11 protein-coding genes are annotated in these 14,123 nt (G+C 46.0%); 8 read left to right on the forward strand and 3 right to left on the reverse strand.

The genetic code is table 11. The annotated features are described in order from the left end of the window. Nucleotides 1–16 precede the first annotated feature (16 nt). Nucleotides 17–619: a 3-isopropylmalate dehydratase small subunit gene (gene leuD, locus MHI01_RS30840; RefSeq protein ID WP_036607574.1), complete on the forward strand. Its 603-nt coding sequence runs from the start codon at nucleotides 17–19 to the stop codon at nucleotides 617–619. Nucleotides 620–816: 197 nt separating this feature from the next. Here leuD and MHI01_RS30845 read toward each other — a convergent pair whose 3' ends face one another. Genes MHI01_RS30845 through MHI01_RS30855 form a run of 3 tightly spaced genes read right to left on the reverse strand, consistent with a single transcriptional unit; the run spans nucleotide 817 to nucleotide 4,094 of the window. After that, the gene (locus MHI01_RS30845; protein ID WP_340984801.1) at nucleotides 817–2,286 is read right to left on the reverse strand and encodes a serine hydrolase domain-containing protein; all 1,470 of its coding nucleotides are present in this window, start codon (nucleotides 2,284–2,286) and stop codon (nucleotides 817–819) included. A 51-nt stretch (nucleotides 2,287–2,337) separates the two neighbouring features. Continuing rightward, nucleotides 2,338–3,435, reverse strand: coding sequence for a HAMP domain-containing sensor histidine kinase (locus MHI01_RS30850; RefSeq protein WP_340984802.1), 1,098 nt, complete (start codon nucleotides 3,433–3,435; stop codon nucleotides 2,338–2,340). Then, nucleotides 3,420–4,094, reverse strand: a complete 675-nt coding sequence (locus MHI01_RS30855) for a response regulator transcription factor (RefSeq protein WP_036607568.1) — start codon at nucleotides 4,092–4,094, stop codon at nucleotides 3,420–3,422. The genes MHI01_RS30850 and MHI01_RS30855 overlap by 16 nt, the downstream gene beginning before the upstream one ends. A 276-nt stretch (nucleotides 4,095–4,370) precedes the next feature. Here MHI01_RS30855 and MHI01_RS30860 point away from each other — a divergent pair, with 276 nt between their 5' ends. The 7 genes from MHI01_RS30860 to MHI01_RS30890 form a co-directional block, all read left to right on the forward strand. Next, a complete protein-coding gene (locus MHI01_RS30860) occupies nucleotides 4,371–5,777 on the forward strand; it encodes an N-acetylmuramoyl-L-alanine amidase family protein (protein ID WP_340984803.1) in 1,407 nt (468 codons plus the stop codon). A gap of 259 nt (nucleotides 5,778–6,036) precedes the next feature. Beyond that, nucleotides 6,037–7,446 (forward strand): N-acetylmuramoyl-L-alanine amidase family protein, encoded by a 1,410-nt coding sequence (locus MHI01_RS30865; RefSeq protein ID WP_340984804.1) that lies wholly within the window; start codon nucleotides 6,037–6,039, stop codon nucleotides 7,444–7,446. A 35-nt stretch (nucleotides 7,447–7,481) separates the two neighbouring features. Next, nucleotides 7,482–8,159, forward strand: coding sequence for a GerMN domain-containing protein (locus MHI01_RS30870; RefSeq protein WP_340984805.1), 678 nt, complete (start codon nucleotides 7,482–7,484; stop codon nucleotides 8,157–8,159). A 72-nt stretch (nucleotides 8,160–8,231) separates the two neighbouring features. Then, nucleotides 8,232–10,970 carry an S-layer homology domain-containing protein gene (locus MHI01_RS30875; RefSeq protein ID WP_340984806.1) on the forward strand — a complete coding sequence of 913 codons (2,739 nt, stop codon included), beginning with the start codon at nucleotides 8,232–8,234 and terminating at the stop codon, nucleotides 10,968–10,970. 163 nt (nucleotides 10,971–11,133) lie between these two features. Next, nucleotides 11,134–11,829 (forward strand): endonuclease III, encoded by a 696-nt coding sequence (gene nth / locus MHI01_RS30880; protein WP_036607558.1) that lies wholly within the window; start codon nucleotides 11,134–11,136, stop codon nucleotides 11,827–11,829. 23 nt (nucleotides 11,830–11,852) lie between these two features. After that, nucleotides 11,853–12,125 carry a hypothetical protein gene (locus tag MHI01_RS30885; RefSeq protein WP_017687779.1) on the forward strand — a complete coding sequence of 91 codons (273 nt, stop codon included), beginning with the start codon at nucleotides 11,853–11,855 and terminating at the stop codon, nucleotides 12,123–12,125. Between the two features lie 308 nt (nucleotides 12,126–12,433). Continuing rightward, nucleotides 12,434–14,123: dynamin family protein (locus MHI01_RS30890; RefSeq protein ID WP_340984808.1), on the forward strand; the 1,690-nt coding region annotated here is incomplete at its 3' end.

Here is a 14,123-nt window from a genome sequence, read left to right on the forward strand (position 1 = left end):
AGGGAGAACGTTTAATATGGAAGAATTCAAAACATTACAAGGCATCGTTGCACCGGTAGACCGGGTCAATGTAGATACAGACGCAATCATTCCGAAACAGTTCCTGAAACGGATTGAACGTACCGGATTTGGACAATTTTTGTTCTATGAATGGCGTTTTGATGAAGAGGGCAACAATAATGCTTCCTTCGAAATGAACAAACCTCGTTATGAAGGGGCATCCATCCTGATCTCACGTGCCAACTTTGGCTGTGGATCTTCCCGTGAGCATGCGCCATGGGCGATTTTGGACTATGGATTCCGTTGTGTCATCGCTCCATCTTATGCAGACATCTTCTATAATAACTGCTTTAAGAACGGAATTTTGCCAATCAAGTTGTCAGAAGAGCAAGTTGAAGACTTGTTCCAACGTACAGCGACACATGAAGGCTATGAGATGAATGTAAATCTGGAAAACAAAACGATTACTGATGCATACGGACTGCATATCGATTTTGATCTGGATGAGCACCGTCGTCAATTCCTGTTGCAAGGATTGGATGATATCGGTCTGACTCTTCAACATGATGATGAAATCGCTGCTTACGAACAACGCCACGCGGCAAAACTGTTCGGTTAATCGTTAAAGTATTGCATAACAGAAAGCTTCTGCCTCGCCCAAGGGACCTTGTTCCCATCGGTGAGACAGAAGCTTTTTGTAGTTCCAGAAGTAAATTAGCTTAATAAGTCAGCTATACATAGAACTCCTGATTTTTCTTGACCGAATACTTCAACAGATACAATAACAGCTGACTAAATAGAGAACCTAAAAATCGATTATTGAGGTAACTCCAAAGGGTCGTTTTTTGTATTTTGAAAATAGACATAGATATAACAAGCCAAATGCACGAAATTCACAAGTGACCATACCATAAGCCATATGATTGGAGTTGATAGGGTAGTCCAGATGCCAAACCAAGGCAGCACACGTCCTCCGCCGATAAACGTAACCAAGGGGGACAGAGATAAGAGAATTAGAACCGGGATCAGTCTACCAACCGTGATCATAATCAATTTGCTGATCGTTAGGCGGTGGTAGTTCCGAAGTATGCGAGAATAGCCGTAGATGCCCCATGCAAGCGTAGCGACGATCAGCGCAATCATAATCGTTTCCATATTCCGACCGTTTACAAAAGAGGTTTGGGGTTCCTGTCCCCTCATAATATCCGCTATTCCATCAATAAATGCCGAGTAATTCACATAAGCGTTTATACCAGAATTAAACATTACGGCAATGCCCATTTGCTCGTTCAAATAAACCTGTTCTTCGGACTTGTAGGTCCAGAAAATGCCGCTGTGGGAGATCGTTTGGCCGTTAGACGCATCTTGGTTTGCAAGCCAGCCCATGCCGTACGGACCGATCGCTCCTGAGGCATGATATTGTTTCATCAGCACAGGGGAAACGAGGCGGCCATTATATTGGGAAAGCATCCATAGGGACATGTCCTCTGCGGTTGAAACGATGCCGGCGGGACCCTCAATGAACCAAAGCGGTTCGGATTGACTTATAGCGCGTCCCAAGCTCAGGTAATATCCTAGCGGGATAGTATTATTCTCATAGAATTGCTGCGTTGTATTGACACTGAAGGTATGATTCATTCCTAACGGTTCAAAAATATGTTTTTTCAGATAATCCGAAAAGCGCTCTCCGCTAACACTTTCCACGAGGTTCGCCAGCAGCACGTAATTGGGATTATGATAGCTGTAGGCTGTTCCGGGGATATGGGCAAGTTGAACCGTGTTTAATAATTGGTTCGCTTCAGCCAGTGATTGGAATTGCGGAGTCTTTGTCATATCGGGATTAATCTTGTCATTGAGACCACTTGTCTGATTCAGTAAATGACGGACCGTGATATCAAGAACGTAGGGGTCCTGTGGAGAAAGCTCTGGAAAATAGGAAGCGTAAGTCGCATCCAAGTCGATCTGACCCTTGTCCACCAGCTGCAGAACGGCTAATGCAGTAAAGGACTTGCTTAGTGAAGCAATGGGAAAAGGGGTGTTGCCCGTAACCTGGCCGTCCGCCAATGTCCCGTAGCCTTTTGCGTAAAAGACCTCATCGTTATTGGCAATCGCCAGTGAAGCAGCCTTAATGTAATTGGCCTTCATGCTCCGATTCATATATTCGTCGATCTCCTGCAGCACTTCTGTCCTGTCTCTGGCTTCATCGGCGGATAAGGGGGACGCCCACGCGGTACATAACAACAAGCAGCTAATTGTGATATACATTCTTTTTTTCAGTTTTAGCATGATAACACTCCTTGAATTCAAGATAAGGAGATGTTATCAGATCATTTTCAACTATTTATCAACTCGGGTCCCAATACTTGCCGTGACGCTTCCACCTCCGTTAGGACCGTTTGCAATCCGAAGACTACCTTCATGTTTTTCGCAAAATACCTTGCAAACGTAAAGGCCCAGCCCGCGATGTTCGCTTGCATCCCATACTTCGCCTCGGTAAAAAGGGAGCATAGCCTTACTCAGGGCTTCCTCAGAGAAACCAGTACCGTCCTCTGAGACGGTAATCTTCATAATGCCTCCCTGAACGTCATAGTGAACGTTCACTTGACTGGCTGCGTATCTCGCCCCATTAGCCACTATATTCTCGAAAATCTGCATGACGAGATAGGGATCTACATGTACTGAGGCATTATCATATTCCACGGATGAGACGAAACGAATACCGAACTGTTTCGCGATTTGTTCAGCGCTGCCATCCAGCAAAGCCGTCAATGAGATCGTATCCATCGATTGGAAGTTCAACGGCACATCCTCCAGCCTCTGAATGGAGTTCATGGCCTCTGCATAACTCTCCAGACGCAAGATGTGAAGGTTCATAGTATGGATCAAGTCCAGCACCTTTTCTTCCGACAACTTCTTCTCAGGAAGATAGGTGGAGAGAAGCTCGGCGTTTCCTTTTAACACGGACAGGGGTGTTCTCAGATCATGGGCAAAAATAGCATTGATCTGCTTGCGCTCTTCAACCGAACGCCAAAGTGTCTTAAGGTTTTTTTCCAATTGTGAGCGCATGTTTTCAAATAGCGCGATCAGCTCGCCCATCTCATCCTGGCTGTCATAGGAAATGCTGAAGTCTAGATCGTTGGCCGAAATGTTCTTGGATGCTCGTTTTAATAGCTCCAGCGGACGTTTTAGCTTCCATCTGTAAAATAGAACGGCCATGGTGACAATACCAGTCGCTACGGTGAGCAGAACCGCCATGACGAGGGAGGGCATCACCCAATCCGTTTCTCCGAAACGCAGCCGCAGGTTCTCCGCCCAAGCAAACTCCAAAGTTATAACGGCAAGCACGGCAATGAGTGTGACCACACACAACAGCATAAAAGATTGTAGCAAGGACAATCGCTTTAAAAACAGGAGTCTAGTCATGAACTTGGCCATTTGTACCCTACTCCCCAAACGGTCTCGATTTGATTATCACAGCCGTATTCCTTTAATTTGTAGCGAATTCGCCGGATATGCTCTGCGATGACGTTACTGTCACCTTGCTCGTCCATGCCCCAAATCTTTTCGTATATGCGTTCCTTTCCAAACACCATATCAGGATGCGTGGACAGCAATTCGACAATATCAAACTCTTTTTTGGGCAGTGAAATTCGCTTATCCAGGTAGTAAAGCTCCCTGGCCGTATAATCAATGACCAATTCATTGTTAAACCTTACCGAAGATTTAGTTTGGATTCGTTGTTCCCTGCGTATATGTGCTTCGACCCTGGCGCCCAACTCGCGAATGCTGAAAGGTTTCAGGATATAGTCATCGCCTCCGGCACGAAATCCTGCTATTTTATCAGCATCTTCGATTCGAGCCGTTAAGAATAAGATCGGGCAAGAGACAAAGTCGCGAATTTTTTCACATAATTGAAGGCCGTTCTGTTCAGGCATGTTGATATCTAACAAAACGAGATCGGGTTGTTTTTCCACTTTCCGCAGCGCTTCCCTGCTGTCCTTGGCCGTCATCACGGAGTATCCGTTAATTTCAAAATAATCAGTCAGTAGCTTTCGAAGATCTGCTTCATCGTCCACGATCAGTATTTTAGGCATCAAGTCTCAATCTCCTGTATTCAAGTATTTGAACTCAGCATAGCAAAAATGGATGAGGAATGTAATTTCCATATGATTTTGGGAACTGGACGAATGGAGAAAGTCACCTTTTTGCCACTCTGTTTCCGACTAAATATGACAACGTTGTAACCGGATGATCAGACAATATCTGATAAACTGATTAGTAGATTATGGAAGGTTACATATTGTCATTGATGTTACGCTGCAGAGAATCAGGTCGGATGTTCAAAAGACAAAAAGAATGGTGGATGAGTTATGAAAAAATGGTCGGCAGCAGTCGTTTTTCTTCTGTTCCTATGTTTATTCCCAGTCATGGCCCATGCAGACACCACTCCCTCGATTGTACTCGACGGTGTAACCATTAACCAGCAGACGGGTGCACCTGCAGAGAATATCGGGAAAACGGTCATGGTTCCAATTCGAATTGTATCCGAGAACCTGGGTTATAAGGTGAAGTGGGAGAAGGAAACTCAGTCAGTCCAGGTTCAAAAAGGAAACAGCATGATTCAAATGACAGCTGGCAAAGATGCAGCTACAGTGAATGGAAACGTGGTGAACTTGGATTCGCCCCCACTGATCAAAAAGGGAACTACGCTTGTTCCGTTACGCTTTGTTGGGGAAGGCATGGGTCTGCGTGTTGGCTGGGACAATGGAACCAAGACAGTAAGCCTATTTAGTATTCCTCCCGTAGTTGAAACGGAAGGTGACAGTGACCCCGTCGAGGCACCTGTCCCGGATGGTTTGACAGAACTTCAAGGCATCAGCTTCAGCGGTGATCGCTTGATTGTAGCAACAAACGGTAATATTAGCCCCAAAGTATCCAGTATTGATGGGCCAGACCGAATTATTGTTGATCTGCCTTCAGCGACATTTTCTGAGGAATTCATTCAGGGACAAGCCTCTAACCCGGATGGGAGTGGACAGATTCTCGTTACGGATTCATCCATAGTTTCCAAAGTTCGGTATGCCATGTTCAGTAAATCGCCTTCTACCGTGCGTGTCGTTCTGGATATGAATCAGACGGCTACAGCCAAATGGTCTGTTGGAGATAACAATGTCTTGCTCGTTGACCTGACAGCCACGAGTGGAGAACCGACAAGCCAACCGGCAGTACCTACCAATGATGGAAAAACGATTGTGGTTATTGATCCGGGACATGGTGGTCGTCAATCGGGTGCAGTGAGTTTGTCAGGAGCTTATGAGAAGGATTTTAATCTGGCTGTAGGACTGAAGGTACAGGCAACCCTTCAAAAATACCCAAATATTCAAACGGTCATTACACGCCAGGATGATACAGAACTTTCGCTCAAACAGCGTGTGGATATTGCTGAATTGAATCAGGCAGATGTTTTTGTATCCATTCATGGAAACAAATTCACTACACCGGTACCAAACGGCATTGAAACGCTCTACAGTCGTAAAGAAAGCAAAACTTTGGCTGACACTCTTCACAAATATGTGTTACCGGTAACAGGACTCAAGGATCGTGGGGTTAAAACGGCTAGTCTGCATGTGACGCGTGAAACAACCATGCCTGCTGTGTTACTTGAACTTGGTTTTTTAAGTAACCCTACAGATGAAGCAGTCATGCTCACGGAAGAATACCAAGACAAATGTGCACAGGCGATTGTGGACGGAATTGTTGAATTTTTGGGACTGTAAATTGAATTGTGCGCAAATATGAAGGTTAGGGTATTACGTTGTTTAGAGATGTATATTTGATAAATAAGGAAAAAACAAGACATTAAAATGTAAAAAAAGCTTGATCTGACAACGTTTTTTTTTCTGTTATGTTGGAATATATTCGCAACTTTTGAGAGCGAGGGGCGTCTAATAGGTGTCTGGTAATGCCCAAGCGGTCAGTCGGAGTTGGAAAATGACAACATGCGGCAAAAAAATATGAGAATGGTAGGGGTGAAGGATGAAGAAGTTCGGTTTTTTGGTACTGTTATTTGTCTTTGGGCTCGTATTCCCGGGCTATAGTCACGCAGCAACAGACACGAAAATTATCCTAGACGGAAAAGAAATCGTACAGCCATCGGATACAAAAGCGGAAATTATCAACAGCAAGGTGATGGTTCCGATCCGGGTTGTGTCCGAAAATCTTGGATATAGCGTGGAGTGGAAGCAGCAAACGCAAACAGTGACTATTAGCAAAGACAACACTGCCATGCAGATGATTGTTGGACAGAAGACGGCAACGGTGAACGGCAGTAACGTAAACTTGGATGCCCCGCCACTCGTGAAAAATGGTACTACGCTCGTACCTCTCCGATTTATTGGTGAGGAAATGGGTCTTAAGGTGGGTTGGAACAATACCACGAAGACGGTAACATTAGTTACCCAGAATTCAGGTTCCGGAAACGGGACAACCACACCTCCGAACTCTGGCAATGAAGGCGGAGGATCGGATCAAGAAGGTCTTGTACTGGTGAACGGCATCAGCTTCAGCGACAACCGCTTCATGATTGCAACAAGCGGAAGTACGAAGCCGAACGTCTTCACGATGACAGGACCAGATCGAATCGTTATAGACTTGCCGAATACCGCATTTGCTGATTCGTTCAGTGAAGGACAGGCTCTAGACAGCAACGAGAATGGACAACTCGTCGTTAGCGGCTATCCGGATGTGTCGAAGATTCGTTACTCGTTATACAGCAACAGTCCATCTACAATTCGTTTTGTAATCGATCTGTCCAGTTCAAAAGGGTACAGTGTGCAAAATGATTCCGGACTGGTTATGATTAACCTCGACAATCAAAGTGGTACACCTGCCCCTCCAGTTGGTAATAATGGCAAAAAAGTTGTCGTTATCGATGCAGGTCACGGAGATCAGGATCCTGGGGCAATCGGTGTAACTGGTAAACGTGAAAAAGACTTCAATCTGGCAATGGCTCTGAAAGTGGAAGCCTTGTTGAAAAAAGAATCCAAAATTGACGTTGTGTTAACGCGCAGCGATGATACATTTTTGGCATTGAAAGAACGTGTGAAGATTGCACAAGACATAAAAGCGGATATTTTCATCTCCATTCATGCTAACAGTGGCCCTACTGCTGCGAACGGTGTAGAGACATTCTATACACGCTCCAACAGCAAAGCACTTGCTACAGTGATGCACAAGTATCTTTTACAGTCTTCCGGACTGAAAGATCGTGGAGTGAAAACGGCAAGTCTCCATGTGACCCGTGAAACGACAATGCCAGCAGTTCTGCTGGAAGGTGGATTCCTTAGCAATAAGAGCGACGAAGCAGCCCTGTTCACTGAGAGTTTCCAGAACAGTGTTGCCAAAGGGATTGTTGCAGGAATCAAGGAGTATCTGGGAATTAAATAAGGGACAAGCCCTTATGTTGAGGAGGCGGAGTTAGAATGAACAAGAAAATATGGATTGCAGCCTTGCTGGTAACGGTTATGGCAGTTGCTGCTGGATGTGGAAGCAAGCCAACAGCTGCTCCGAATCAGACGCAAGGCGCAGGAACTGAAAACAATGTAACCGAGGTTGAAGGCGAAACAATTACTGAACCGGTAACTGCTGAGCCTGAAGAGAATACAACGCCTACAGAATCGACGGAAGGCAGTTCGGAGGAAGAGACTACAACTACTCCGCCAAGCGAAACGTCTACGGAGAAGCCGGCAACTTCCGAAAGTAATGAAAAGAAAACGATCACTGTATTCTATACGGATGAAGAAGAACTGGAGTTGCACAAAGCTTCGGCAGAGATTTCATACGCATCGGATGATGCCAAATATAAAGCTACCTTTGAATCACTGCAACAGAGCAAAGACGCTAAACTGGTTCCGCTGTGGTCTAAAGAAATTGAATTGAAGTCTGTTCAGTTCAAGGATGGAGCTCTTACGCTGGATATTCATATGCCAGATACGGCACGTCTTGGAGCAGGTGGAGAGTCTTATGCACTGGATGCTCTAAAACAAACGTTCTTCCAGTTTGATGAAATAAAATCACTTGATTTACTGGTGGATGGTCAGCAGACGGAGAGTCTGATGGGCCATGTGGATCTTGAACATCCAATGACAAGATCCGAATAGGCTGTACAGCATGCTGTTGTACCGGGAATCCACGGAATATGGGTCGTTTTACATGAGAGAGGGGAATCATAGGTGACTTTTAAATATAACCATACATCACACTCTAAAAAAGTAGTATCAGCCGTGCTTGCAGGCATGATGGCCCTTAGCGCCGGCGGAGCTGCCATGGCAGCAGAATCAACAGAAACGGGGCAGGGTCAGACTGCTGCAATAACAAATACGGCTGCACCAACTGGTTTGTTCAGTGACATCAAGGTCGGATACTGGGCTGAGAAACATGTGTACAAACTGGCATATCAAGGTATTCTTCTCGGTAACAACGGCCTGTTCCGTCCAGGAGACGCGGTAACACAGCAAGAAGCTGTAACAATGGCAATCCGTTTTATGAATCAAGAGGGCCAGTTGAATACCGACACGGCTGCGGCATTACCGACAAACATGGAAGTGGGAAATTATTTCAAGCCATATGTCGCGCTGGCACTTCAACTGGGACTGATTGACAAAACGGAAGAATCAACGGTGGATGTATCCAAGACCTCCTGGGGTCAAAAACCGGCTTCACGGGAATGGATTACAAAATTGTTAATCCGTTCATTGGACAAGGATGCTGAAGCGAAGGCACAAAACAATCAATCTACCGGATTTGCTGATAATGCAAGTATTTCCGAAAGTGGTAAAGGTTATGTCAATCTGGCTGTTAGCCTGGATCTGGCCAAAGGTGTTGAAGGCAACAAATTCAATCCAACTGGTTCCGTAACCCGTGCTCAACTGGCTACCTTCTTCAGTCGTGGTGAATCGTTAACGGATACAACGTACCCGAACACATCCACGGGTTATGTGACAGGATTGAAAGATGGGCAGATCACGCTGGTTGTGGACGGCAAAGCCGTTAACTTCGCAGTGAACAGCAGTACGCCTTACTTTACGAAAGACAGTGAAACTCGTGCTTCCGCCACAGATGTGAAGCTGTATACAAAAGTTATGGTTGTAGGTTCTGCAGGTGGGGCTTCCTATGTGGAAGTTGTTGATGCTACACCGCAGGTGGAAAGTGTTGAAGGTACATTTGCACGTTCATTGTCTGGTAATAAAATTGGTATCTTTGTGGGCGAGAATTACGAAACGTACAGTTATGATGAGGCAACTGCATTCATCGATCAGAATGGTAATGCAATCAAACTGTCCGATATTACGGCAGATAGCATCATCGAAGTACAGCGTGAGACGTTCTCGACTGACAAAAAAACAGTTGCTATTCGTGTGAAATCCGGCATTGTTAACAAGAGTGACAATGGCGTAGTTGCTGAAGTATCCACTTCTGGCAAAACGATCAAACTTGTCAATGCAGCGGGTGCAACAGAGCAGTTTGCATACAATGACAATCTGCTTATCACATATCAAAACCGTATCATGTCAGTGGCTGATCTCAAAGCCGGCAGTGCCGTGAAATACACCGTAAAGGACAGTGTTTTGCAAACTATCACATTGTCTCAAGGTGTGGAGCAATCTGTGCGCGGAACATTGGTTGAGATCGGTGGCAACCAGTCCACGTTAACGTTCAAACGTGAAGGGGGTTCCCTTGAGGCGAAACTGCTGATTGAAAAGCCAGAAGTCATTATCAATGGCATTCAGGATGCAACGCTGAATGATCTCATCACGGATGCAACGAACGGGGATCAGGTGGAGTTGACATTGAACTCTGAAGACCAGGTAACGCGTATTCAGGTGATTGGACGTCAAATGGAACCTATGAACGGGGTAACGGTTGTATCTTACAACAGCAAAACAAAGGTACTTACCGTGTTGGACAACAACAAAAAACCGTTTGTATTTACATTGGACGAAAAAACCAAACTGGACTACAATACGACCAAACCTACACTCGCTGGTCTGGAGTCGATTTTAAATGATGGTCGCAAATTGGATCTGACCTATGTGGGAACACGTGCGTTGTCCGTTAAAGTGATTTACAAGTATGAAGGTACGATCAGCAACATTGACACAACGGGCAGAAAAATCAGTGTGTTGTCTGGTAATCAGACGATTACAGTGCCTTATACTACCTTACCTACGGTTGAGATCTATAACAAATCGGGCGCAAGTCTGGGAGATTTGAAGATTGGTGACAAAGTGACCGTAACGCTTGGAGCAAATCAGGATGTAGTGCAGAAGGTTTCACTGAACACTGTGGCTCAATTCGAAGTGGTTGCCTTGGAAGCAAATAGTCGTATTCGAGTAAAATCCGATCTGTTGACAAGTCAGTTCTACGTGGATCAAGCCGTACTGACAGGAGAGAGTGGTCAGACGATCACGCCTTCACAACTGACAGCAGGCAACCTGATTAATGTAACGTTTGAAGGAGCTACGCCAAAAGCGGTTCAAGTCGTGAAGCGTACGCTGGCTGAGGTTACAGCGGTGGATGCTTCATCTGTAACGCTCAAACAGTTTAACGGCCAGACTGAAACCGTGCCTGTTAGCGGTTCGGTTAAAGTCGTAAAATCTGGCTCCACATTAACTTCACTGACTAGTCTTACGGTCGGAGATCGTGTGGAAATGACAAAAGATACGGATAATTCCACACGCTTCAGAGTACTAACTGTCATGAGCAAACAATTCTGGTCTTATGATGGCGTTGGTAACCAGATTTTGGTTAAACGGGAAACGACAGCAGACACAAACTATCGTTTTGCACTCGGATCAAGTGTATTTGTTCACCAGGGTGACAATACTTTAAGCGTGCAATCTCTCAGAGATAATGATAATATTGTATTGTATCTCCTGAACAATGTTATTCTGGAGATTCAAAAACAGTAATCGTTTCTTTTCGAGGATCAAAAGAATGACCGTCTTGATACGGGATCTTTCCCGCATCAAGACGTTTTTTTTGCAAGCTTTTTGAGGTCCCCGCAAAGTACTCGGATGAAGCTTCGAAGTAAGGCTCCGCAGAGTGGAGTCATTTTGTGGGAGGTAGCTCTTCATGAATGCAGCGACGGTTAGACATATACTCGAAACTATGGAAGCAATGTTTCCTGATGCACATTGCGAATTAAATCACAGCAATGCATTTGAATTGACGGTAGCTGTCCTTTTGTCTGCCCAGTGCACCGATGAAACGGTGAACAAGGTAACCGCAGATCTGTTCCAGAAGTACAGAAGCCCAGCAGATTATCTGGCAGTTCCTCTCGAAGAGTTGGAACAGGATATTCGGCGAATCGGTTTGTACCGGAACAAGGCCAAGCATATTCAGAACATGTGCCGAATTTTAATAGAGCAGTATGGCGGTGATGTACCGCAGGAACATGATCAGCTTGTGACGCTACCAGGTGTCGGGCGGAAAACCGCGAATGTAGTTGTTTCCAATGCGTTTGGAGTACCGGCAATTGCGGTAGATACTCATGTTGAACGTGTATCCAAGCGGCTGGCGCTTGCAGGTTGGGATGACTCCGTACTTGAAGTCGAAAAGAAACTAATGAAGCGCGTACCCCGGGACGAGTGGACTTTAACTCACCACCGGTTTATATTTTTTGGACGCTACCATTGCAAGGCACAGAACCCTGCGTGTCATATCTGTCCATTGCTGGACATATGCAGGGAAGGGAAAAAACGTATGAAAACGTCCCAAATCAGGAAAGATAAGGAACGTGTCACCACCCGAAAACGCAAAATAAATTAATGAGCAGAAAAGGATGAATAATCATGAAATGCATTTCCGTGTACACTGACAATTTTGAGGCCTTCTCCGATATCTTTGAACAAATCGTTGAACAGGAAATGGCTGAAAATGAAGAAAAAGAAGTAGAAGGTATCACAGTAAGCCACTCTGGCGACGTGCCTGAACATTATCTGGAGCGTATGTCCGTTAAACCCGAAGTTGTTGTTATGAGAGACAAAGGCAGAGACATTACAATTCTGCAACATGGACAAGTATTTGAAATCTTGCTACCTTCCATGGAGAACGCAGTTTCATAAGAAGTGATTACACTATTGTTTCTGTTGTATTAATGTCATGAGGATCGTTGTGGTTAAGGTGATCACATCGCATTCATGCAACAGACACTTGGCGTAAGCATTTGCTAAATACCGAGTATAAAACGTATTACAGATAAAACCGACTTGTTCGGTTTTATTTTTTTTAGATTATAGAACTTATACGTCCATTTATGTATATTCAATTCCAACCGTTCAAATTCAAACTTGATAATGTTAAAATAAATGTTGTAAAAGAGATAGACGTCGAAACGGATGTCAAATTAGAGGAGCCAGGGGGAAGGCCAGTCATGTCCAGAACAGATTACCCAAAAGAAATGGCCAAACCTCTGCTTCCGCTGCGTGAAGCGATGGAGCAGACAGGGGACCATACGGCTGTACAGGCTATAACGGATTTAATCAGCAAGGCGGAAATGAAACATCTGACGATTGCGTTCTGTGGTCATTTCTCTGCAGGCAAATCGAGTCTCATCAACAGTTTATGCGGTAAGCGGGTGCTGCCTTCAAGTCCCGTTCCAACAAGTGCAAATGTGGTATCCATACGTAATGGTAAGCCAAGAGCGCTTATTTATACTACTCCAAACGTAAGCGCTGACAATGGAGCAGGAACACTTGAAGTTTCTCCAGAGGAATTGGAGGCGTATTGCAAAAATGGTGGAGCTTATAGCTCAATTGAGGTATGGGATGATATTCCTCTGCTGAAAGATGATGCTGTCCTGCTGGATACACCAGGTGTGGATTCAACAGATCGCGGACATAGTCTCGCAACCCATTCCGCGCTCCATCTGGCGGATGTGGTGTTCTATGTCATGGACTATAACCATGTCCAGTCCGAGACCAACCTTTCATTTGCCAAGAGTCTGTCGGATTGGGGCAAACCGTTGTTTTTGATCGTGAACCAGATCGACAAGCATCGGGAGCGTGAGCTCTCTTTTGACCAATATACCGAAGGTGTCGAAGCTATATTTGCGGCCTGGGAAGTCAGATATGACGGACTGTTGTTTACTTCCCTCCGCGACAAGCAGCATCGCTATAACCAGTGGGATGTGCTTCCGGAACTCATTGGACACATGATGCAAGAGAAGGAAGCGTTAATTACGCACAGTTTGGCAAGTTCGGCCAGTCATGTAACGGAGCAACACTTGACGAGAGAAGCCGAGAAACGTGAAGACGAAGAGAATTCCCTGCTGGATGAGATTGGTGGCAAGGAAGGAATTGAACGCTTGGAACGAGAGCTGGAGCTTCTTGATCAACAAGCAGCAGACATTCGTACCGGGCCTTCGCGAGTGCGTGAGAAATTCCGGGCAGAGCTGGAACCTCTTCTGGCAAATGCAAATCTTACTCCTGCGGATATTCGTGCGTCGGCTGCCGCCTATTTGGAGAGCCGCAAACCAGGTTTCAGGGTAGGATTATTGTTCTCAGGTGGCAAAACCGAGCAGGAGAAACAACGTCGTGCTTCTGAACTGGTGCGGTTATTGCAGGATCAGGCTTCCGGACAAGTTGAGGTACATATTCGTACAATGCTTAGACAGCTGGGTGAATCCCATCAGCTATGGGGAGCGGAGTGGGAGCAGTCGCTCAATACGGAACTGCCTGCTGTAGATGAGGCACTGCTGGAGATGAAACGCAGTGCGAGTGCAGAGGTATCTCCAGAGTATGTGATTCAGTTCAGTAAAGATGTGCGGGGCGAGATTGAGGCCCGCTATCGCAAGTCGGCCATGATGCTGGCCGACCGCATGCTGGAGGCGCTGGCAACGCGAGGCGAAGCCGCGCTCCAGGCTCTGGACGCCAGCCGCGCAGCGCTGCTGGCGCAATCCGCGGCGGCGGCGCGCTACACGGCGCTCCAGCGCAGCGCCGCCGCAGAGGCAGCAGGGCTGCGCAGCCTGCTGCCCTATGCGGGCCCCCTCCCCTCCGGGCTATTGCCGGAGGTGAAGGGCCCGCACGTGCCCGCGGTGCCTGAACCGGGCGAAGCTCCCGGTT

Origin of the sequence: Paenibacillus sp. FSL M7-0656 (assembly GCF_038003225.1) — a bacterium.
Taxonomy (GTDB): Bacteria; Bacillota; Bacilli; order Paenibacillales; family Paenibacillaceae; genus Paenibacillus; species Paenibacillus amylolyticus.